Here is a 22,806-nt window from a genome sequence, read left to right as displayed (position 1 = left end):
GGTAGAGGGTAAGGGAGCAGTGGCCTCAGCCGGAAGCTCGAAGGTTCCTTCAGGACACTTCGAGGTCCGGGGTGGATGCCCATTCATCAATAAGGTACCAAACCAGCCCTGACAGGCAAGCCCATTGTATCATGCCCAGTCCCCCTACGAGGGTACGGGGTTGCAGGAAGCCAATCAGGAAACGGTAACTCAGGTAACCGCTCAGGAAGAGCATGAAAAGGCGGCCGGAGCGTAGTTGTCGGTGTACGGCCAACCAACGAAGCACTAACCAGAATATGCCGAGAAAGATAATTTCGTAAAGTGCGGTAGCGTGTCTGTGGAGACCATCTCCGAGATCAATACCCAGCCAGGATGCTGTGGGCAACCCGAAAGTTGGTTCGTCCACCCCCATCGCCAGGCACCCCACCCTGCCGATGATCATGGCCAGTAATAGCGGATAAACGTACACGTCACCGGATCGTGATTTTATGCCCAGGATATATTTGGTCGATTCCACCGCCCATAAACCGCCCAGCAGTCCGCCAACAATGGTCTTCGCCTGGAGGTAATACAGCCAGCCGGCGGCTCCGCCGCCGCCCCAAAACAAGGATGGTGACTCCAACCCACCCAACAGCCTGGAGCCAGCAAAAGCGCCAAAAGTAGCGGCGATGAGGAGGCTCATCCGGTGGGCATCTGAAATGGGGTCTTCGATATTAGCCCGCAACCTTTGGTAATACCCCAGCGCGATGACGATTCCAAGGGTTTCCAGGACGGTATGAATCAGCGGTGCGGCGGGTAAAGGAAACATAATGCGAGGTATCTGGTCCGAAGCTACGGTTTGGGGGAGAAAAACACCCCTACGAACATTTGTCCCTCCGCTTTTAGCCCTAAATTCAGCTAAGAAGTGTTAAATTTTGTCCTATCCCCAACGAAACAGTCTTCTTTACGGTCTTTTAAGTGACCCTTAACTGACGGGCAAGTGGCATTGCCATGACAATACCTTACTTTTATACTAAAATTAGCCCTGATGAAAAGACTTATCCCCCTATTTGCATTGGCATTGGTTTCTCTGACTTTTTCTGGTTGTCTTGAAGACAATATTACTACTGGCAGCCAGGAGATTGACGGCCTTAGTAACCCTGAAGAGCTCACGTTTAACAGTGAAGAAGCAGCCACCCTGAGCCAAACGCTTGACATCCCCACCAATATTACCATCGCCTCGATCAACGTACCTCAGCACCTGAGTCAGCAATCCGGTCTGGGTCAGGTAACCCAAACTTCGTCCGAAGCGCGTAAAGCTCTCCTCGGCCGGGTACTTTTCTACGACACCCAACTTTCCGTTACGGGTGAAACCAGCTGTGCTTCCTGCCACTTACAGTCCGCCGCTTTCTCTGACAACCTTGCCTTTAGTAAGGGTATTAACGGTGCCGTCACCAAACGAAATTCTATCGCTCTGGGTTCCGTCCCCACTTTCGCACCTGCGATCAGTGGCTACGGTAGTTCCGGAGACGAGGAAGCCCGAGCCGTTGAAGGCGATGTGCGGTTCTTCTGGGATGAACGTGCGGGGACCATTAAAGAACAAAGTGAGGCGACCATCCAGGACGAAATTGAAATGGGTACTGACCTTCACCTGCTTTCTTCACAATTGAAGGAACAGGAGCTTTACAAAATCCTGACCTTTAAAGCCTTTGGTACTACTGACCTGACGCCGGACCGGATCACCCTTGCCCTGGAGAAGTTCACCAGTTCCATCACCTCCATGAGCACACGCTTTGACGAAATGACGGATCTTCGGATGAGAGGAAATCGGCTCGACGACCGCTTCACCGCCAGCGAAATTGAGGGAATGCAACTCTTCAATTCCAACTGTGCGACCTGCCACGGAGTATCTATGGCACAGCCTTCAGTAAACATCGCCAGCAATGGCCTTGACGCATTATACTCGGACAAAGGCGTCGGTCAGCAATCCGGCAACGCATCCCACGATGGGGTATTTAAAGTCCCCTTCCTGCGTAATGTAGCACTTACCGGTCCCTATATGCACGACGGTCGTTTCGAAACACTGCGAGAAGTTATCGATCACTACAGTGAAGGGATTGCCGACCATCCCAATTTGCACCCCTTCCTCAGAGCGTCTAATAATACGCCCCGGCGTTTAAATTTCTCTGAAAGCCAGAAGCAGGCCCTCATTGATTTCCTTCATACCACAACCGATGAAACGGTACTGGTGGAAGAGCGCTTCTCTGATCCATTCCGTCGCTAGCAGAGCGGTATCCAGATAAACAGGAGTCATCCCGAGCACGAAGTACAGCGCAGCTAATTTTAACCCTTCCCCGATTACTTCTGTCACTAAAATGAAGCATTATCCATCGATAATTGCAAATTTGGTATTCGTTGACCGCTTAACCTCCCTGCCGGGGGCCTACTTTTCATGGGAAAAAGTAGCAAAAACCTTTAGCTGTGTCCCCGGCTGATCACAAATACCGGGCCTTATGGCTGAAAATGCAAAAACTCGCCCGCCGACTTTGCACTTGGCGATTCAGCCTCTCGGAAAAGCAGAAACTTGGGGAAGGCTCATACAGTTTGCATTTTTTAATCGCCATCAGGTCCACTATTTGTGACCGGGGCCAAGGCCGGATTACCGGCAATGTTCAAAACCTTGGCTTTCACGCAAAGCCACCAAAACTAATTGGTTAAGTTAAATCCGCAGGACAAGAATAAAACTTCGTTTTCCAAGCATGAAAAACAAAGCCTCGTCCTTTCCACAGTCTTGATCATCAGGCGACTGGTCAGTAAGCTTTGTTTGCAATTCCAAATTTGAGCTTCTGGGATAGTGCCTTGCTGGTGGTAGGGACGACTCCTATTTTTACCAATCACGTAAAAAGGATAATAAACGTACCAACCTTCTTCCGAAGGTTGGTACTTTAAATATGAGAGACACTTTAAACAACACTAAAGTATATAGGCACTATGTACGCATAAATATGATTTTCAGTTCTTAATATTGTACTTTATTCATGATTAATCTCCGACGCATGACAACCAACAGGATTAACCTTTGGTCCTCTCCACGCAACATCAGCACAGCAATAATGTACAGTTTTGCCCAGCGTGAGGATACTGCGGTAGTAGATGAGCCCTTGTATGCGCATTACCTGACTCACCAGACCACCGCTGCGGAGCACCCTGGTAAAGCGGATGTTCTGACCAGCCAGGAAAATGATGGCAATCTCGTCACTGAAGAAATGCTGCACCGTGATTATGCGGCCGAGACAGTTGTCTTCAAGCAAATGACCCATCACCTGATTGAAATAGATCAGGCCTTCCTGAAAGGGATGAAAAATGTATTGCTCATCAGGAGCCCCAGGGCCATCCTCAATTCATTTAGCAAAGTAGTAGAAGAGGTCACCGCCGAAGACATTGGCCTACCCCAGCAGCACCAGTTGTTCCGCCGGCTAAAACAGGGGCAAAAGTTAACTGCTGTGGTTGATGCCCGCTTATTATTAATGAACCCTGAGCGAGTACTGCAACAGTTGTGCGACCGACTGGGGCTGACTTTCACCAAAGCAATGCTGAGCTGGCCGGCCGGTCCCCGGCCCGAAGACGGGACGTGGGCAGCACACTGGTATACCAACGTACACAAAAGTACCGGTTTCCAACCCTGGCAGGAAAGTACCATCAACCTGCCGCCACATCTCGAGACGATAGCGGAAACCTGTCAACCGCTTTACGAAGAGATGTTAGCTGAAGCATTACGGTAATTGCACCGGCATTGCTGATTAAAAAACCTTTCTTTGCACCTGCGGCCGTGCCTGATTAGTCATACCGCCAGGTAGTCAAATAGTCGCAGCACATAATTGTCCAAAAGACCAAAAAAAACCAACCTTGCTACAGGAATTCAACCCCGCCAATAAAGACCTTAAAGTTTACATCGATGGTGAAATGCTTCATCGGGATGCGGCAAAAATCAGTGTTTTTGACAGTGCCGTGCAGGGAGGAGATGCGGTATGGGAAGGCATACGGGTGTATAACGGCCGGGTATTTTCGCTCGACCAACACCTCGACCGACTTTTCGACTCTGCACACGCCATGTTATTCAAAGGAATTCCCTCCCGTGAAGAAGTGCGAACGGCAATTTTCAAAACGCTGCGCGCGAATAATATGCGTGATGGCGTCCATATTCGGTTGACCCTTACCCGCGGCATAAAGATCACTTCAGGCATGGACCCGAGGTTAAACCAAGCGGGCTGTAGCCTGATCGTGCTCGCCGAATATAAGCCTCCTGTGTACCCCCCCTCCATAAAACTGGCCACCAGTTCCGTGCGCAGAAATAGCCCGATGAGTATCGATAGTAAGATCCATCATAACAACCTGATCAACAACATCCTGGCCAAAATAGAGGCCAATAATGCAGGGGCCCATGCCGGGCTAATGCTCGACAAGGACGGGTTCGTTTCCGAAGCAAACGGCGTAAATGTTTTCACTATCCGGCGAGGAACCGTCTACACACCCCATGCTGATTATTGTCTGCCAGGAATCACCCGGGCGACCGTCCTTCAGATTTGCGCAGACAACAACATCCCCGCCAGGGAGAAACGACTCTCCCTTACCGAGTTTTATACCGCTGATGAAGTATTTACTACGGGAACAATGGGAGAATTGACCCGCGTGGACAGTATTGATGACCGGAAGATCATCAATAAGCATGGAACCTCAGTACTCGATCGACTTAATGGGTTGTTTGCGGAGCTTACCAGAACTCAGGGGGTGGAGTTTTAGGATTCAGTTTTTAAGGGGCAGGATTCAGGGGGCAGGGACCAGAGTTCGCCGCTGGTCCGCTTGTTTTTTTTGGATTGGCAAGGTCCAGCCGTTCTGACGGCGTCAGAACGAAAAGATATTAAGACGGAGGTTCGCCTACGGAGCTGAGGGAGCCACCAACAGCTTAAATCAGGACAAGAACTTACTTTATTCACTGGCCACTGTGCTGCCTGGAACTGATACCTGAATCCTGACTTTTGAAAGCTGAGCCCTGACTCTGGTTATTGAATCCTACCTATTGCCCCAGTAATAACTGTAGCCCACGTAAGGGATGGGCAGTGGGCCAAAGTCGTTAAAGCCATTGTAAACTGTGATCAGCCCAAATTGCCAACGGTGGCTCCTCGCGCCCAACGCGGCGTTGATCGAGGGTAGGATAGTCACGTCACGCGGGGTGCCATTCCGACTCCGCCCAAGCACCATAAGTGATTCTGCGTACAGGTGCCATTTTCTACTTACCTGACCGCCGAGGGCCACCCGATGCCCCCAGGCAGTACCTTCGAAGTCGTCCGTGTTGTACAAGATACCAGTCCCGTAGTTAAAGAATCGTTTGTCAGAACCAACCGTAACCATAGCGTGAGCATCACCCAGTACCAGTGGACCGTCATTGAACCCCTGAGAGAGTGGTGGAAACAGGGTTTGGTTACTAAGCCCAACGTGAACATCAGGTAATATGGTATAGCGTAGTCTGGCGGTGGTAAGAATACCAAGAGGGCCAGCCATACCTACCCCCAATTGCAAGTGCTTATTAATGTTCCATTCCGGAACGATGTAGATCAGGTTAATCACCCTCAGTTGGGACTTCGTCTGATAGGGTAAGGCCGTTCGCTCGTAAGTTAGATCAGTCAGTGGGATAGCGGCCTGAAACCGGCCGTTTATTGTCTTTGCCGTATTACCCGTAAAAATGCCCAAAAACCTAAGTTGATCCAGGGGAATAACGGAGACCTCCGTGGAGCTGCGTAACTGAAAATAGATGCTATCGCCTTCAATATCCAAGGCAATGCCCAGTAACTTGGTATAGTCAAGCAATATCAGCTGGTGTAACTGCCGGGTGTCTCCCAACTTTACTTTATAATGAATTCTTGACTGGTAGGATTGGGCTGCAAGGCTTAAACTTAGAGCGAGGGCAAGAAGAACACATCCGAGGCGCATAGGCTGAGATAAGGTAAAAAGGGGGGAAGGGTAAAAGGGAAATTTAGCGTAAGATAGCCAGACGATGGAAAGTGGAACAAAGGAATTGGCCCAAAACGACATCGTTATAATTGTTTAGGACGGTAAACAGCCGTCTTTCGTTGGTCATACAGCTGTTCTTTTTAAAATATTACTTGTCTGCTACGATCAGTCTGCTCAGCAACCTGGCAGGCGGTATATTCGCCATTACATTTATAGCTAAGCAAGATGTCCAAACCTACCGTACAGGACCCCTCCCCACAGATCAATGTGATCACTCATCGCCCCAGCCGACTCTTCATCCTCCTCGCAGGTTTTTTTGTCGCCAATGCCCTGGTAGCAGAGCTCATTGGGGTGAAAATCTTCGCGCTGGAAGATACGCTGGGCATGGCCTCCTGGAACTTCAACCTCTTTGGAGAGATCGGTGCCTTGCAGTTTTCTGCCGGCGTACTGCTCTGGCCGATCGTCTTCATCATGACCGACCTGCTCAATGAATACTACGGCCGTCGGGGTGTAAAGGTGCTGAGCTTTCTTACCGCAGGGCTGATCATCTATGCTTTTGCAATGATTTACGCGGCGATCCAACTCGCCCCTGCCGATTGGTGGGTCACACAATCGGAGCGACTAGGTGTACCTGATAGCCAGGCAGCCTTTCTGGTCACCTTCGGGCAAGGCTTGTTCATCATCGTCGGCTCCCTGACGGCATTCCTGGTGGCTCAGCTGACGGACGTATTTGTTTTTCAGCGCATCAAACGGTCTACCGGAGAGAAGAAATTATGGTTACGAGCTACCGGCTCGACGCTGGTAAGCCAACTGGTGGACAGTTTCGTGGTTTTATTCGTAGCCTTTAAGCTCGGACCTGAACTTTTTGGCGGGCTGAACGAGCCCTGGCCCTGGTCCCGTATTCTGGCCGTTGCGACGGTACAATACATCTTCAAATTTACGGTGGCAATAGTCATGACGCCGGTCATTTACTGGGCACACGATTTGATTGATCGGTATTTGGGTGAGGAAACTGCGGATGCGATGAAGGCGGCTGCGGCTGACAACGAGAAGAAGTAACCATTAAGGGCATGAAGAACACTAAGTTTTACATTAAGAAGTGCTTAAATAATGGATAAGGTGATCTATTCCCGTTCTCTATGACTGCTTGACTAATAAGGCGGGGCCGCAGGTGCAATAAACGGGACTAAACAGCAAGGTAATGAACCTTGTTCTTCTCCCTTCCAAATGCTCCCAAACCTTAATGTCTTACTTAATGGTAAAAAATCACAGGTACACATCCAGAATAGTCAGCGTACCAAATACCAGGCTGGCGATGCCGTTGGTGGTGAAGAAGGCAAGGTTGATCTTGCTCAGGTCTCCTGGTTTAACGAGGGAATGCTGGTAGATCAGGCAGGCGAGAAATACGCCACCCGCCAGCCAGCTCAACCAGGCGAACTCGGGATAAGTATTCATCTGGTACCACAAGGCGAAAGCCAGGGTACTGGCACACAAAATATGTAAGGTCCGCCCCAGCCGCAGCGCATTTTTGGTTCCAAGTCTTACGGGGATGGAATAAAGTTGTTCCTGGCGGTCGAAGCTTTCATCCTGCAGGGCATAAATGATGTCAAAACCAGCTACCCAAAGTAGTACCACAATGCCATAGAGCACCGGCAACAATGCCCACTCGGCGGTAACTGCCAGATAGGCCCCGATCGGAGCAAGCGCTAATCCGAGTCCTAAAATGAAGTGGCAGAGGTAAGTAAACCGTTTGGTATAGCTGTACCCCAGAATAACCAGCAACGCGATCGGAGAAAGCACCAGGCACAGGGTATTCAACATGCCCGCGCACAAAATAAACAAGGTCGAGTTGAGCAGGATAAAGCCTAAGGCTGACTTGCTGGAAATTACCCCTGCGGGGATCTCCCGTACTGCTGTTCGGGGGTTCTTACCATCAATATCCCGGTCTTGCCAACGATTGAAGGCCATAGCAGCAGAGCGGGCAAAGATCATGCACAGCACCACGAGTGCCAGTTTTTGCCAGGGCAGCACACCATGATCAAGCACCGCCAGGAAAAAGCCCAGCAAGGCAAAAGGCAAGGCGAAGATCGTGTGAGAGAACTTGACCAGGGAAAGAAAATCGTTGACGCGGTGCAGAACGGCCATGTAGTTGTGAAAGGTGGTTTAAGAGGTAGACAGTCGGGAGGGGGAAAGGTTGCAGGGGCGCTGCGGGCTGGTTGCAGGGCGCTGCGCGCTGGTTGCAAGGGTTGCAGGGGCGCTGCGCGCTGGTTGCAGGGGTTGCAGGGCGCTGCGCGCTGGTTGCAGGGTCGCTTCGCTCCGGTTACAGGGGTTGCAGGTCGCTGCGCTCCTGTTACAGGGCTGCAACAACTGCAACATGAGCGAAGCGAACAACTGTAACGTGAGCGAAGCGAACAACTGCAACATGAGCGAAGCGAATCTTTTGCAACGTGAGCGAAGCGAACAACCGCAACATGAGCGAAGCGAATCTTTTGCAACGTGAGCGAAGCGAACAACCGCAACATGAGCGAAGCGAACACAAAAAACGCCCCACTCAAACCAATGAGCGGGGCGTCCGTGTGCAACTTGCAACTTGCAACTTGCCAATTACTGAGTTACAGCGTTAGGGTCGGGGTTCACCGTACCGGTAAGGTAGATGAAGCTCTGTGCAGGGTTGGTGTTAGCCGTGATCGTTACCTTCTGGTTACGGGCACCTTTCTTGTTCTTAGAGTTGAACTGAACGGTGATTTCGCCATCTTCGCCTGGAGCGATTGGAGCAGTTGGCTTAGAAGGAACGGTACAACCGCAAGAACCCTTAGCGTCAGAAATGATGAGGGGCTCAGAACCAGTGTTAGTGAAAGAGAAAGTGTGGCTTACGATCTCGCCTTCGGTAACAGTACCGAAGTCAAAAGTGCCGTTGTCGTTGAAGGCAACGGTGGTGATCGGTCCGGAAGGAACGGCAACACTTGGTTGGTTTGGAGTTGCAGGAGCAGCAGGAGGAGTTACCGTTTCAACGGTCTGACGCGCAGCGTCACGAACAGCGTCGTTACCACCAGACTGGCAGCTAGAAACAGTAAAGGCCAGTGCGAGCACGGCAGCGAAAGAGAGGAGTTGCTTAAACATAATGGATAAATTTGATCCGGTTATTAAAATTTGACCGCGAAAATACGGGTTTTTTCGTTGTCCGTACAAAGATCATACAAGCAACGCGGGATTCCGGCCAATGGATATTGAATTGTTGTTAACGGATTGTCAATGGTCGCAGGTTACAGGTTGCAGGTTACAGGTTACAGGTTGCAGGTTACAGGTTGCAAGGGGCTTGCCTGTATTTCTGAACCCTGATCACTGAATCCTAAAGCCTAAACACTGATCCCTGAATTCTGAATACTGCTTTCTCATCCTTCCTCTGCACCTGCGACCGCGCCCAAACCTGAATAATTAACTACTCCTAAAGATGAACCATCCTGGTCCTTTCACGCTTAAGCAAGCACGAAAGTTGATGTTCTCGACACCAGCTAATTAACCAATTCGGGATCTCGACAACCCGACAACTCGACAACCCGACAACTTGACTACATCCAACTACGACGTTATCATCATCGGCTCCGGCGCAGGCGGCGGTACTATGGCCTACACGCTGGCCGACACCGGTAAGAAAATACTGATCCTTGAACAAGGCAGCTTCCTCCCCCGCGAAAAACGAAACTGGGATCCGCACTTCATCTTCGGAAAAGACGGCTACAAAGCACCGGTGGAATGGGAGGGCCCCGACGGACAAACGGTGAAGCCCATTGTTTATCACCGTGTAGGGGGCAACACCAAAATGTACGGAGCACTTCTGCACCGTCAACGGCCGGAGGATTTTACTGAGCAGCAACATAAGGGCGGTATTTCTCCCGGCTGGTGCATCGGGTACGACGAGTTCGAGCCTTATTATATGATGGCAGAGCACGTGATGAAAATTCATGGCAACCGGGGAGAAGATCCGACAGAAGGCCCCGCAAGTGGCCCATTCCCTTTCCCCGCCTTCCCACATGAAGGGCGGATTGCGGAGGTCGCCGCAGACCTCGGTAAGCTGGGCCTTAATATTCATCACTCTAATCTGGCCCTCAACCGCGACATTAACGAACCCTGGAAGCGGCCCTGCATCGCCTGTAATACCTGCGACCCCTTCCCGTGCATGCTCCACGCGAAATCAGACGCAGAAACCGCCCTGATCCGCCCCGCCCTGAAGCACAAAAACGTGACGCTGTGGACCAACTCCCGCGTTGATCGGCTGGTGGAAGAAAATGGAAAAATCACCAGAATTGAATTGGAGCGTGACGGAGAAAAGATGGAGTTGAGCGCCGACATCATCGTCGTTTCCTGCGGGGCCATTAACTCAGCAGCGCTGCTGCTAAAATCCAAAGTAGCGAACTCCTCCGACCAGGTCGGCCGTAATTTCACCAAGCATAACCAGAGCGGTATTTCTGCCATTAACCCGGATAAGGACAACGACGTCGTCTTCCAGAAGACCCTCGGTTGCCACGATTTCTACCACGGCAGCCCCGAACACCCCTACCCACTCGGTACTATTCAGCTGACCGGCAAGGCGCACTACACCCGCATCCTGGGCGACTATGGCCACCTCGGCCTGACGGAAGAAGAAGCCAGACGAATGCAGCGCCTGGCCGTCGACTTTTGGTTCACCTCAGAAGACCTCCCCGACCGCCACAACCGAATCGAATGGACAGGTAAAGGCATCAAGTTCAACTACCGGCCAAACAACCGGGAGAGCCACTTCGAGTTCCTGGATTACTTCCAGCAGAACTATTTGGAGAAAGCAGGATTCAGTGAGTTTTACCGATCCACCAAGGAACTCGAGTTCACCTGGCACCAGGCCGGGACGGCGCAGTTCGGAACGAACCCGAAAACCAGCGTCCTCGACCCCAATTGTAAGGCCTGGGACCTGGACAATCTTTACGTTGTCGACGCCAGCTTCCAACCTTCGCAGGGTGCGACGAACCCTACACTGACGATCATCGCTAACGCCATCCGGGTAGCGGAACACATTCGGAAGGAATGGTTCAATGCTGGTGGGGTGACAACCGATGATTATCCTTTGTCCGATGGATATATGGCGGATAATGCGGGGGCTTCGGCGCGGGTTCCTGACTATGATCGGGGAGATGAGGATAGTTGGGGGGCGTAATGTGCCTACTGTGCTTCATAAGAATAACCTGGCTATTAGGTAAACTTGAAGGAAAGGACAGGTATTTCAGTTGGTTCTTATCGCTTTTGGCCTGGCCAGTTGGCATCTGGTGGATACAACCGGTCCTGCGAGAAGCCTGGAACAGGGAGGTCAAGAAGGAGGAGTTGGATCACTTCTTAGAGTGATGCTACCACATCTTCCCCTCCTGTATCGGCAGCAGCCTAGAATCCGCCAACGCAGCCGTCCGATGACCAATACCCTTAAGGTATCCTTCATTTTGAGCGAAGGCCATGAAGCTGTCCTTACTCTGCTGTTTTACTAACATTACGGCGTCCCATTTTTCGTCCGTCGGACCAATGAGAAAACTACCTCCCTTGCCCATGAAAAGCACCTCCCCTCCGGAAGCCTGCAGGAAGGGCTGCGTGTGTTTCATGTAATGCTCGTAAGCCTTTGCTCCGGAGATGGGTTCAGCCGGGGCCAGTTCCGGACTGGCACTGTAATCGGCTACCTCCCTGAATCGGAGCAGGTTGAGCATCACGATGGGGCCGGACATATCGTTCAGGTAGAAATCGCGGCCGGATTCCTGGGTGGGGTCGAGGTAAGTTTTTGACACGGGCATTGGTTTTGGTGGCTAAAGGTAGCATTTTGGCCTACCTAAATCCTAGTCCTGATACGATCTGGCACCTACCTGATATTACTCGATTAAGGTCGGGGCAGTGAGAGGCCTTCCATTAAATTACTGGCTGCTCTTTTATCTCACACCGCCTCTCTGTGCTCCCTCTGCGCCTCCCTCTGCGCCATCCTCTGTGAGAAAATCGGTTGCGTAGCAGCGCCCATTCCCAGCATAAGTGGGGGTAACCGGTAATTCCTTTACTGTCTGAATACTCCTAACGATTACGCCTACAATCCAGATTTTCTCAGTGCACAATTTAGTGCGCTTAATGCCTAAGTGGTTATTCTTCTCCAACGAGACTCTACCAGACGTTCACTATCTTCGCGCCGCAACCCAAAAAATTGAAAACAACTATGTCAAAGAAATCCTTCCGCGCCGGCGTCCTTCACGGAGATGAGGTTAGTGAACTGTTCCGCTACGCCAACGAAAACAAATTCGCTATCCCGGCGGTCAACGTAACTAGCAGCAGCACGGTAAATGCCGTACTGGAAACAGCCAAGGCCCTCAACAGCCCCGTCATCGTTCAGTTCTCTAATGGCGGCGCTCAGTTTTTCGCCGGCAAAGGCTTAGGTAACGAAGACCAGAAAGGAGCCATCATGGGTGGCCTTTCCGGTGCTATGCACGTACACACTATGGCCGAGGCTTACGGTGTTCCCGTAATCCTGCACACCGACCACTGTGCTAAAAGTCTACTTCCCTGGATCGACGGTCTGCTCGACGCAGGTGAGAAATTCTACGAAAAGCGTGGTTTCCCGCTGTACTCCAGCCACATGCTTGACCTCAGCGAAGAGCCTTTGGAAGAAAACCTGGAAATCTGTGCCAAGTACTTCAAGCGAATGGCCAAGATCGGAATGACGATCGAGATCGAACTTGGTGTGACTGGCGGCGAAGAAGATGGTGTGGACAATACCGGCGTAGACTCCAGTAAGCTGTACACCCAGCCCGAGGAAGTTTTTGAAAGCTACCAGGCCCTGAACAAAATCAGCCCCCGCTTCACCATCGCTGCTGCCTTCGGTAACGTGCACGGTGTGTACAAGCCAGGTAACGTTGAACTGACGCCCAAGATCCTGAAGAACAGCCAGGAGTACCTCAAGGAGAAACTCTCCATTGAGACCGATAATCCCATCAACTTCGTCTTCCACGGCGGTTCTGGTTCCAGCCAGGCAGAAATCCGGGAAGCCATCGACTACGGTGCGATCAAGATGAACATTGATACCGATCTTCAGTGGGCTTACTGGGATGGTGTCCGTGCCTTCGAAGCTGAGAAGAAGGAGTACCTGCAAGGTCAAATTGGTAACCCCGATGGTCCGGATTCTCCAAACAAAAAGCACTACGACCCCCGCAATTGGGTCCGCAAAGCTGAAGTATCCTTCAGCACTCGCCTGAAGCAGGCGTTTGAGGACTTGAACTGTGTGGACGTACTTGCTTAGTAAGCGTTGCAGGAGTCGCTACGCTCAGGTTGCAGGGGTCGCTTCGCTCAGGTTGCAGGGGGCGCTTCGCTCAGGTTGCAGGGTCGCTTCGCTCAGGTTGCAGAAGTTGCAAGACATCGTGCCTCCTGCAACCTGAGCGTAGCGACCTGCAACCCTTGCAACCTGAGCGTAGCGAACCCTGCAACCCCTGCAACCTGTACGCAGCGACCTGCAACCCCTGCATCCTGAGCGCAGCGACCTGCACCCCCTGCAACCTGAGCGCAGCGACCTGCAACCCCTGCAACCTGAGCGCAGCGAACCCTGCAACCCCTGCAACCTGAGCGTAGCGAACCCTGCAACCTGAGCATAGCGAACCCAGTAACCCCTGAACAATGCGTCTACCCGCCGAATGGGAACCCCAACGCCTGGTCATCTTTACCTTTCCCCGCACCGCTGGAGACTGGGGAGAGAACCTTCATGCTGCTTCGGCTGCAATGATTGCTGCGGCCAATGCTGTCAACGAAGTAACCCCAGTACTGCTGATCGTAAGTGATCGGGAACATTTCGACAACTATGCTGAAGTTTACCAGGGAAAAAAAATCAGCCTGCCAACTGATGATTGCTGGATACGGGACTACGGCCCGATCACGGTAATCGATAAAGACGGTAAGCACATCATGCTGGATTTTACCTTCAATGGCTGGGGTGGAAAATTTGAAGCGACGGCGGACAATGAGATCCCCAAGCAGTTACAAAAGACCCTCTTCCCCAACCATGGCTACCAGCGGGTAGATTTAGTACTGGAGGGAGGCTCCATTGAATCAGACGGCTTCGGCACCATGCTCACAACGACGACCTGTTTGCTGAGTGAAGGGCGCAACGACTGGCGGAACCCGGAGGCTGCCTCACAGATTTTGCGTAAATATTTTGGCAAAAAAACTGATGTCTTCTGGCTCACAGACGGAGAACTTGTCGGGGACGATACTGACGCACACGTAGACACGCTGGCGCGTTTGCTCGACGAGCGGACCATCGCTTATGTTTCCTGTGATGATCCGACAGACGAACACTTTGAATCCTTGCAGGAAATGCGCAAAGATCTGCGTTTCATCTACACGCGCCACCATAAGCCATTCAAACTAATTGCATTGCCACTGCCGCCGGCCATATTTGCCGCCGACGGTCACCGCCTACCTGCAACCTACGCCAATTTCCTGATCAGCAACGGCACCCTGTTTCTTCCCACCTATTTTTCATCGGCCCCCGCTGGCTCTCCGGGCAGACTTGCCGACGCCAATGCGATCAGCATCATGGAATCCTACGGTAAGTATAAGGTCGTTCCGGTTGATTGCCGGCCGTTCATTGAGCAGCATGGATCGCTGCATTGCCTTACAATGCAAATACCCGCTTAGGGCTGGGTCACCAGCACTTGAGTTGATGAGTTAATCCGTAAGCTTGTCAATTCAGCATGAGAACTGAGCAACCAATCTATCTCATTTGGAAGCATTAGTATCGGGTAACACAGATCAAGAAATTTATTATACTTTTAGGTGGTTCGATTTTCGAATCATTTGCCTCATTTTGCAGTAAGTCAAATCACTAACACGATAAAATAACGCTCCCATTTCAACCTTAACTAACCGCAGATCTTTCCTTCGGACCCTACCTGCCGCTGTTGCAGCCGCGCCGTTGTTAACCGCCTGCACAGAAACAACCACACCAACCGTCGTTCCTATCCGCCCCGTAGTCATTTCTACCTGGCAGCACGGCATGATGGCCAACGCAAAAGCGTGGGAGATTTTGTCAGCAGGAGGTACAGCGCTAGACGCCGCGGAGCAAGGCGTGATGGTTACAGAGGCTGATCCGGAAGTCCATACCGTAGGCATTGGCTCCTACCCGGACCGGGACGGGATAATCACCCTCGACGCCTGCATCATGAACTCCGCAGGAGACTGCGGCAGTGTCGCGGCAGTACAGGACATTCTCCACCCCATCAGCCTGGCACGCATGGTGATGGAAAAAACACCGCACGTTATGATCGTCGGGCAGGGAGCTAAGGATTTCGCCCTCAGCCAGGGTATGAAAGAAACTGACCTGATGACCGACTTCAGCCGCAAAGCGCTGGAAAACTGGAAGACAAGAAACCCGGATTACCGCCCGCCCATCAATGTAGAAAACCATGACACCATCGGATTGCTGACGCTTGATAAAAACGGAGACCTGGCCGGTGCATGTACCACCAGCGGTGCGTCATTTAAGTACCACGGCCGGGTGGGAGACTCTCCGCTGATTGGCGCAGGTCTGTACGTCGACAATGAAATTGGCGGCGCCACTGCGACCGGATGGGGCGAGGCAGTGATTCGTGCCTGTGGTTGCTTTTTAGTCGTTGAATTTATGCGTCAAGGGTATTCACCTACAGACGCCTGCCGGTTAGCGGTAGAGCGGGTGATCAGTAAAAACCCCGACTGGAAGGAGATCCAGGTCGGTTTCATTGCCCTGAACAAGGCCGGTCAAACCGGCAGCTACTGTATTCAGTCGGGATTCGATTACGCCTTACAAACCGAAGCTGTCGCTAACGAAATGTTGGTACCGGAGTTTAAGATTGAAGCACCAAAGCAGTAAGATCGAGTTGTCCGGGTGTCGGGTTGTCACCTCATCGCCCGACCACTTGATAACGAGACAACCCGACACCCGGACAACTCAACAACTCGACAACTTGACAACTTGACAAAATGACTTCTGCTAATCCAAAATTTGAAGTTTGCCTCCAATCCGTTGACGGGGCAGTTGCCGCCGAACGGGGTGGTGCCGACCGGGTGGAACTGTGTGCGGCGCTGGTAGAAGGGGGCATTACCCCAAGCCTGGGCACCGTGAAGGCTTGCCGGGATGCCGTTGATATCGACATAATGGTCATGATAAGGCCCAGGGGCGGAGACTTTGATTATACTGATCGGGAGCTGGACGTGATGGTGCAAGATATTCGAAATTTGCACGGCATCGGCGTTACTGGCGTGGTGTTCGGAATGTTGAAACAGGATGGTACGGTGGCGCGGACGCAGGTGCAAAGACTGGTGGAAGAAGCAGGGAAAGAACTCTCCGTTTGCTTCCACCGGGCGTTTGATGTTTGTCTTGATCCCTTTACCGCACTGGAAACCCTCATTGAACTGGGTGTGGACCGGATACTGACCTCTGGACAAGCCGCGACGGTGCCACAAGGAACCAAACAACTCAGGCGACTGGTGGAACAGGCGGCAGGCCGAATCGGCATCCTTCCCGGTTGTGGTATTTTTCCGGAAAATGTGGCGGAGGTCATTGCTCAAACTGGCGTGACGGAGTTTCACGCTACTGCCTTCGGGACCCTAACCAGCCGAATGCAGCACCAAAACCCGGCAGTTTATATGGGGATTCCCGGCTTGCCAGAATATGAACGTCAGGTAACCAGTGAAGCCGAAGTGCGCCGTTTCGTAATGGCCGCAAGACAGGCTTAACCAGTAATTTTACGTGTAGGTACATTTTTTTTGCTGATCGTAAAACCAGCGAAGACGTTTCACCGTAGGTGAGTCGGAGACACAACACCACGAGGCTGCCCTTTAGTCTTACAGCACTATGTCCCCGATAAAAATTACAAGTTTACAAACCTGAAAACCTGCCCAGTAGTCTGTCAGGTAAGAATTATATACACTTTGAACAATACTTTTTTGCCTTCTGCTTTTGCTAGCAGAAGGCTTTTTTGGGGCCTGACTACTCGAATACCGGGCGCATAAACAGGCGTTCATAGCTTACAATACAGCGGGTTCTTACGGCGTAATCGTAAGCAGCGAGGCATGCTTCATCCTGCATACTGTCCGTCCGATAGCGCTCATAAGCCGCTAAAGACGCAAAGCTAAAAAGGCAGGATGCCACGTTATTGGCCCCTTCGTATGGAAGGAAATAGCCATGATGAGTGCCACCAAATTTATTAACCAAGGGAATCCACAACTTAGCGTAGTGTTCGAACTCGGTCAGTTGATAAGGATCGATAATGTAGCGTACGTAGCAGGTGACCATACTTAGTTTATTTTTAAGGTTAGGAGATCCGACAAATTACGCTGAACATATTTCGTAGCGATAAAATACCTCCCTTAGCTAAGGACAATTGCATACTCAACCCTTCATATTAATTTTCAAGAGCCCTCCCCATTGGGGCTGGAAAGAGGGGGAGCCAAACTTCAGATTCCCCTGGTCGCCAGTCTCCCATTCTGCTCTCCTAGTACTTGCACTGCACCTGCGGCCGCGCCTAATTTTCTGACTTTACGGAAGCCACGGTAGCGGAATTATAAATTCCTTGCATTTTCCTTTAACCATGTCAATTGCACACGGTAACTTTAGAGCCTAAATTCTACGTCCCACAGCCACTAATTGCACAAAGTCTTATGACCAATTCCTCCATCAGATTTACATATCTGCTCCTACTGCTTTTACTTCCAGTCCAGACCATCCTTCAGGCACAGGTCAATTCCACCATTCTTTATGAGGATGCTGACGGTTGCCTGCGGTATGTTTCGGACGACAACAGCAATCATATTGCTAATTTCAGTTATGCTGGTTACCGCAATGGAGGCGTTGCTATTCCGGAAATTGCTGCTGCGCTTACCATCGATCCGGTAGCCGGTGATAATACCGCACATATACAAGCTGCCATCAACCAGGTAGAAGCCCTTACGCCTTCGGCAGACGGTATCCGGGGGGCAGTCGTCCTTGGTGCCGGCACCTACCCGGTAAGTGGTGTCCTGCGCATTGAAGCCTCCGGGGTGGTGCTTCGTGGCGTAGGAAATGGGGAAGACCCCGCTACCAACACCATCATTCGGGGAACGGGCAACACCCCCGAACAACGGGACCTCATCAGGGTGGGCAAAAGCAGTTCGCCCGATTGGAACGGGGAAGTTCCTGGCACCCGTGAACAAGTAACCAGTGAATTCCTTCCCGCAGGTTCCCGCTCCCTGGAGGTTGCCGCAGCAGAGCTGTACAATGTAGGAGACAATGTTATTGTTTACCACCCTAGCACCAATGATTGGCTGAGAACCGTAGAGTTCGGTTCCACCGGTGGTGATTCACGCTGGGCACCGGGTGAAATCGATATTTACTACAACAGGTACATCACGGATGTCAACATCCCGGAGCAAAAAATCACTTTGGATGCCCCGATCTACGATCACTTCCGGCGCTCGCTGGCGCAGGCCGAAATTTATGTCCTCAACGAGCCCAATACGCTCCGTGAAGTTGGGGTAGAAAGCTTACGAATTGTCATTGAAACCAGCGGAGTAGAAGATGAAAATCATGCCTGGACGGGGATTCTCCTGGCAGGCGTCGAAGACGCATGGGTACGGGGCGTAACAGCACTCCACTTTGGCTATGCCCTGGTAGATATGACGGCCGCCAGCCGGGTTACGGTTACGGGCTGTAATGCCCTCGAGCCTCACTCTATGGTTACTGGTTCACGCCGGTATAATTTTAATGTAAGCCGGTTCACCAGCAATATTCTGTTTACCGGCTGTACGGCCAGTAACGGCCGACACTCCTTTGTATCCAATGGGACAAGCAGTGCCGCTGGCATCGTTTTTCATAACAGTATTACAACTGGGGACCTGAACAGCTCGGAGGGCCACCGGCGCTGGAGTCAGGGCCTTCTGTTTGACCAGCTCACCTTCCAGGATCCTCAAACAAGTCGTTTAATGGGCCTGTATAATCGGGGAGACTTTGGGACGGGCCACGGTTGGTCTTTGACCAATAGTGTCGCCTGGAATGTACGGATGCCTAACGACAGGACGCTCTCCGTACAACGACCTCCCGGACGGCAGAATTTCGCCATTGGTTGCTTCGGCAATGTGACGGGAACAGGTCCTTTCCCAAAACCAGCCGGATACATTGAGTTGACCGGTCAGGACCTCGCGATTCCATCGCTCTACGACGCCCAACTGGCCGAGCGACTGACCAAGGGGATTGGCCCGGATGCGCCCGTATTGACCGCTGCAAGCCGGCGCGCCGGTGGAGTAGATTTGGCCTGGACGGACATTGCCAGCAGGGAAACCGGCTATGCCGTAGCTGCCTACCAGGAAGGAGAAAACGAGTTTACAATTGTAGCCAACCTACCCGCCAATACGTCGGAATACTACCATGAAAATGTGGAAGCCATTGGGAATACCCTGAGGTACAGGGTCTTTGCCCTTGGGGCTTCTTGTCCCTCTCCTTTCTCTAATCAGCTGACAGTGGACTTTGTCGATAACGTCCGAGAAGCCAGACAAGAGGACCTCATCGTGCTGCCTAACCCCGTTGGGGATCTACTCACCATCCAATCCGAACAGCGGATCAGCAGAGTCCAGGTCTATAATGTAGAAGGCAGATTAGTGACTGATACCATTAACAGCCTCCGGATAAATAGCGCTGATTGGTCTCCAGGCCTATACCTATTGCGAATAGAAACCAATAATGGAGAAATCCTTTCTTCTCGAGTGATCAAGCAATAGCACGACCATTATTTTTCCTGTCTGGCTAGACATTACAAGCCCTTCAAGCTCCTGTAAACACTAAAAAAACAAGTTGATATGTCAACAAAAAAACACCTATCTGCCCTTTTCATACTTTTACTACCAGCGATTATTGTCCCACCGCTTTCAGGGCAAGTAGCTCCTTCCTACTTTGAGTATTTCGTGGGTGACACCGTTCCTGGCAACATTAGCCAGACCAATGCAGCAGGAAGTCGGCTCACCTTTCTACAGGACACCGAATGTGAGTCTTTGAACATCTCCGTAACCGATCCGACGGGGGATCCCTTGCCTCCCTTCAATGCCATCCAGTTCAATCCTTTCGACGTAAATGGCGTAGAGATCACTGACCTGACCGGTAACCTCAACCTTACCATGCGGGTCCGATCCGTAGAGGGTATCAACATAAGCGTGCTTTTCCGCTCCGGAGGCGGGACAATTGCAGAACGTACCTTGCGCAAGGATATTGACGTTCCTGGAGGACTGACGGAATGGACCGAATTTATGCTGACCTGGGAAGCCGGAGACCTGGATGGTTTCGTGCCCGCGGATTTCGTGGACATGTGGGTCTATCTGGACCGAGGGGTAGAAAATTTTGCGGGTAACTTCCTCGACATCGACCACATCGTAGTCGGGGCAACACCAGACGCTGCACTGAATTCAGACTGCAGCCAGGAGGAGGTACCAGCTAATTTCATCGAACAGTTTACGGCTACTTCCTCAACAAACATACTTGGAGGAGCAGAAATTAGGAAGCTGACCCTGGGCGTCACTGATTGTGAGGAATTGAGCGTCTCGGTAACGGATACAATGGGTGCTCCTTACCAGGCTTTCCGGCCGATCGTGATTGATCCGGTCAATGCTAACGGGGTTTCCATTACGAATATTGAAGGTATTGTGACGGTCTTCCTTCGGGCGCGTGCAGCGGAAGTTGTGCCGATTTCCGTTTTGCTCCGGTCTGGAGATGGATCCGTCAACTTCAGAACTGCGACCCAGACGCAGTACGTTCAGGGTGACCTTAATGGATGGAGTAACCTGATTTACGTTTTCACCGGAGACGCCCTGGCGGGCTTTGACCCAACGAACCTGATAGACCTCTGGATTTACCTAGACCGGGACAATAACAACTTCCCTGGGAATGAGCTTTACATTGATTACATCGCTCTAGGTGAACTACCCGATACGATGGCGAACTCTCCTTGTGGGTTGCCAGACATTTTCACAACCGGAATCCGGGCGGCAGTCTGGGGGAAGGAATTGCTCCTCTACCCCAACCCCACCACGAACGAGGTGTGGTTAGAGCTTCCTATCAATAGCATTCCGGGTGGTTTGGTCCGTACTCGGATGTTCAATTCGCTCGGGCAGGAAGTCCAGTTGCAAAGTGCGGAAATCCGTAGTAAACGAACACGTATTTCGCTGCATGATCAGCCTTCTGGTACTTACTATCTGCTGCTGACTGATCGGGATGGCACCCAGCTAAGCCGAAGCATCATCAAACACTAATGGTCTATTTTGTACATTTTGGGTGCTCTCACTTCCTTTTGGTCGTGGGGCCTTTTTTGCGGGGTCGCAGGTGCAGGGGAAGGTTCTGTGCGAGAGGTTCGTTTGATCCTGCGGGTCGGCGAGTCAGTCATCGGAACCCCAGGCTTAGCTTTGGGGCTATCTGAAACAGTCTACGTAACTTCCCCCCATGAGATACCTGCTGTTTGCCCTCCCCCTGCTCCTTACCACTTGCACGGAACCTGCGTCCGCGCCTGAGAATGAAACAAGCGCTACCAATCCTTCCGCCATGACCTACCCTACTCCTGAACTGACGTTGGCGCAAGCTGATCGGCTGGCAGATTTACCACTGGCCTGTATTCAGCATGAGTACCCAAATAAGTTAGGTCAGACGATCGGCAGTAAGGAAGATTTGGGAGAACCCAGTACGTTACATCCGGCATTTTATGGGTGTTTCGACTGGCACAGCGCCGTCCATGGTCATTGGTCTTTAGTTGCCCTACTGCGTAAATTCCCCAACCTAAAGCGCGCAGAGCAGGCCCGAAAAATGCTGCAAACCAACCTCTCAGCAGACAATATCAACGCAGAGGTTGCCTACTTCAACGGCACCCACAATAAGAGCTACGAACGTACCTACGGCTGGGCATGGATATTGAAACTCGACGAGGAATTACTGCGTTGGGAAGACCCGATCGCAAAGGAATTACGCGCAAACCTCCGCCCACTTTCTGAGCTGATCGTTGCCCGCTACCTCGACTTTTTACCCCGGCTAAATTATGCGATTCGCACCGGGGAACATCCCAATACCGCCTTTGGACTCACCTTCGCCTACGACTACGCCGAGGCCACTGATGATGCTACATTCCTAGCGGAGATCGACCGTACTGCGCGTCGGTTTTACCTTAACGATCAGGACTGCCCAATTTCCTGGGAGCCCGGTGGCTACGATTTCCTCAGTCCCTGCCTGGAGGAAATCGACATCATGCGCCGAATTCTTCCAGCTAATGACTTTCATCCCTGGCTAACCGATTTCCTACCCGCGATTACCAAGTCGGATTACACGCTGCCCGTTGGTGAAGTATCTGACCGATCCGACGGCAAACTCGTTCACCTCGACGGACTCAACTTTAGTCGCGCCTGGGTCCTGTACGGATTAGCCCAACAGTACCCTTCCCAATACGGCCACCTAAAGAACCTCGCCAACCAACATACCAACTACTCCTTACCAAACCTGGTTGGTGACAGCTATGAAGGCGGGCATTGGCTGGGGTCCTTTGCCATTTACGCTTTGAGTGAATTGGAGAATTAGGAAATCGTGAAATTAGGAAAACCCCCACACTACTGGACATTTTTGGCTCCCTCTCCGTTGAGCCTTAGGCGATACGCACCGTAGAGGGCGGAGTGGTGAGGTTGCAAACCAAAAATGTCCAGTAGTGTGCTGAAACCTGTCGGCTAGCTTAAAGTTCTAACCGACAAACCCTAATCCCTTAATGCTTGCTACAACAACCTCTTGCTTAGTGTAGTACCAAGTACCTCATTGCCTTAGTG

The 22,806-nt window shown here is 51.6% G+C and carries 18 protein-coding genes; 12 read left to right on the top strand and 6 right to left on the bottom strand.

Annotated elements, in window-relative coordinates:
- Positions 1–49: 49 nt before the first annotated feature.
- Positions 50–787 (bottom strand): prolipoprotein diacylglyceryl transferase family protein, encoded by a 738-nt coding sequence (locus B036_RS29365; protein ID WP_020569312.1) that lies wholly within the window; start codon positions 785–787, stop codon positions 50–52.
- 219 nt (positions 788–1,006) lie between these two features.
- On the opposite strand from B036_RS29365, the gene B036_RS29360 reads away from it, so the two are divergent.
- The 3 genes from B036_RS29360 to B036_RS0113775 all read left to right on the top strand — a co-directional run bounded on the left by B036_RS29360 (position 1,007) and on the right by B036_RS0113775 (position 4,758).
- On the top strand, positions 1,007–2,242 hold the full coding sequence (locus B036_RS29360) for a cytochrome-c peroxidase (protein WP_020569311.1): 1,236 nt from the start codon (positions 1,007–1,009) through the stop codon (positions 2,240–2,242).
- 754 nt (positions 2,243–2,996) lie between these two features.
- The gene (locus B036_RS0113780) at positions 2,997–3,740 is read left to right on the top strand and encodes a sulfotransferase-like domain-containing protein (RefSeq protein ID WP_245557469.1); all 744 of its coding nucleotides are present in this window, start codon (positions 2,997–2,999) and stop codon (positions 3,738–3,740) included.
- Positions 3,741–3,864: 124 nt separating this feature from the next.
- A complete protein-coding gene (locus B036_RS0113775; protein WP_020569308.1) occupies positions 3,865–4,758 on the top strand; it encodes an aminotransferase class IV in 894 nt (297 codons plus the stop codon).
- Positions 4,759–5,028: 270 nt separating this feature from the next.
- On the opposite strand, the gene B036_RS0113770 is transcribed toward B036_RS0113775, so the two are convergent.
- Positions 5,029–5,823, bottom strand: a complete 795-nt coding sequence (locus tag B036_RS0113770) for a hypothetical protein (RefSeq protein WP_157472158.1) — start codon at positions 5,821–5,823, stop codon at positions 5,029–5,031.
- 369 nt (positions 5,824–6,192) lie between these two features.
- Between B036_RS0113770 and B036_RS0113765 the strand changes: the two genes are divergently transcribed.
- Positions 6,193–7,026 (top strand): queuosine precursor transporter, encoded by an 834-nt coding sequence (locus B036_RS0113765; protein WP_020569306.1) that lies wholly within the window; start codon positions 6,193–6,195, stop codon positions 7,024–7,026.
- A 207-nt stretch (positions 7,027–7,233) separates the two neighbouring features.
- On the opposite strand, the gene B036_RS0113760 is transcribed toward B036_RS0113765, so the two are convergent.
- Together B036_RS0113760 and B036_RS0113755 are read right to left on the bottom strand one after the other, a co-directional pair.
- Positions 7,234–8,112 carry a UbiA-like polyprenyltransferase gene (locus B036_RS0113760; RefSeq protein WP_020569305.1) on the bottom strand — a complete coding sequence of 293 codons (879 nt, stop codon included), beginning with the start codon at positions 8,110–8,112 and terminating at the stop codon, positions 7,234–7,236.
- 459 nt (positions 8,113–8,571) lie between these two features.
- Positions 8,572–9,087 carry a DUF1573 domain-containing protein gene (locus B036_RS0113755; protein WP_020569304.1) on the bottom strand — a complete coding sequence of 172 codons (516 nt, stop codon included), beginning with the start codon at positions 9,085–9,087 and terminating at the stop codon, positions 8,572–8,574.
- A gap of 445 nt (positions 9,088–9,532) precedes the next feature.
- On the opposite strand from B036_RS0113755, the gene B036_RS29355 reads away from it, so the two are divergent.
- The gene (locus B036_RS29355) at positions 9,533–11,155 is read left to right on the top strand and encodes a GMC family oxidoreductase (RefSeq protein ID WP_020569303.1); all 1,623 of its coding nucleotides are present in this window, start codon (positions 9,533–9,535) and stop codon (positions 11,153–11,155) included.
- Between the two features lie 187 nt (positions 11,156–11,342).
- On the opposite strand, the gene B036_RS0113740 is transcribed toward B036_RS29355, so the two are convergent.
- Positions 11,343–11,774 carry a DUF1330 domain-containing protein gene (locus B036_RS0113740; protein ID WP_020569301.1) on the bottom strand — a complete coding sequence of 144 codons (432 nt, stop codon included), beginning with the start codon at positions 11,772–11,774 and terminating at the stop codon, positions 11,343–11,345.
- A gap of 407 nt (positions 11,775–12,181) precedes the next feature.
- Here B036_RS0113740 and fbaA point away from each other — a divergent pair, with 407 nt between their 5' ends.
- The 4 genes from fbaA (at position 12,182) to B036_RS0113720 (ending at position 16,725) form a co-directional block, all read left to right on the top strand.
- Positions 12,182–13,258 (top strand): class II fructose-bisphosphate aldolase, encoded by a 1,077-nt coding sequence (gene fbaA / locus B036_RS0113735; protein WP_020569299.1) that lies wholly within the window; start codon positions 12,182–12,184, stop codon positions 13,256–13,258.
- A gap of 371 nt (positions 13,259–13,629) precedes the next feature.
- On the top strand, positions 13,630–14,649 hold the full coding sequence (locus B036_RS0113730; RefSeq protein ID WP_020569298.1) for an agmatine deiminase family protein: 1,020 nt from the start codon (positions 13,630–13,632) through the stop codon (positions 14,647–14,649).
- A 277-nt stretch (positions 14,650–14,926) separates the two neighbouring features.
- Positions 14,927–15,859: an isoaspartyl peptidase/L-asparaginase family protein gene (locus B036_RS29350; RefSeq protein ID WP_044102701.1), complete on the top strand. Its 933-nt coding sequence runs from the start codon at positions 14,927–14,929 to the stop codon at positions 15,857–15,859.
- Positions 15,860–15,969: 110 nt separating this feature from the next.
- Positions 15,970–16,725: a copper homeostasis protein CutC gene (locus B036_RS0113720; RefSeq protein WP_020569295.1), complete on the top strand. Its 756-nt coding sequence runs from the start codon at positions 15,970–15,972 to the stop codon at positions 16,723–16,725.
- Between the two features lie 253 nt (positions 16,726–16,978).
- On the opposite strand, the gene B036_RS0113715 is transcribed toward B036_RS0113720, so the two are convergent.
- On the bottom strand, positions 16,979–17,284 hold the full coding sequence (locus B036_RS0113715; protein WP_020569294.1) for an NIPSNAP family protein: 306 nt from the start codon (positions 17,282–17,284) through the stop codon (positions 16,979–16,981).
- 365 nt (positions 17,285–17,649) lie between these two features.
- On the opposite strand from B036_RS0113715, the gene B036_RS29345 reads away from it, so the two are divergent.
- The 3 genes from B036_RS29345 to B036_RS0113700 all read left to right on the top strand — a co-directional run bounded on the left by B036_RS29345 (position 17,650) and on the right by B036_RS0113700 (position 22,567).
- Entirely contained in the window at positions 17,650–19,740 is a 2,091-nt protein-coding gene (locus tag B036_RS29345; RefSeq protein WP_020569293.1) for a T9SS type A sorting domain-containing protein, read from the top strand.
- 78 nt (positions 19,741–19,818) lie between these two features.
- Positions 19,819–21,261 carry a T9SS type A sorting domain-containing protein gene (locus B036_RS0113705; RefSeq protein WP_026231972.1) on the top strand — a complete coding sequence of 481 codons (1,443 nt, stop codon included), beginning with the start codon at positions 19,819–19,821 and terminating at the stop codon, positions 21,259–21,261.
- 187 nt (positions 21,262–21,448) lie between these two features.
- Positions 21,449–22,567: a DUF2891 domain-containing protein gene (locus B036_RS0113700; protein ID WP_020569291.1), complete on the top strand. Its 1,119-nt coding sequence runs from the start codon at positions 21,449–21,451 to the stop codon at positions 22,565–22,567.
- Positions 22,568–22,806: the final 239 nt, after the last annotated feature.

The organism is Neolewinella persica DSM 23188, assembly GCF_000373105.1.
Classification (GTDB): Bacteria; Bacteroidota; Bacteroidia; order Chitinophagales; family Saprospiraceae; genus Neolewinella; species Neolewinella persica.
This window is presented reverse-complemented; position numbering and strand designations above follow the sequence as displayed.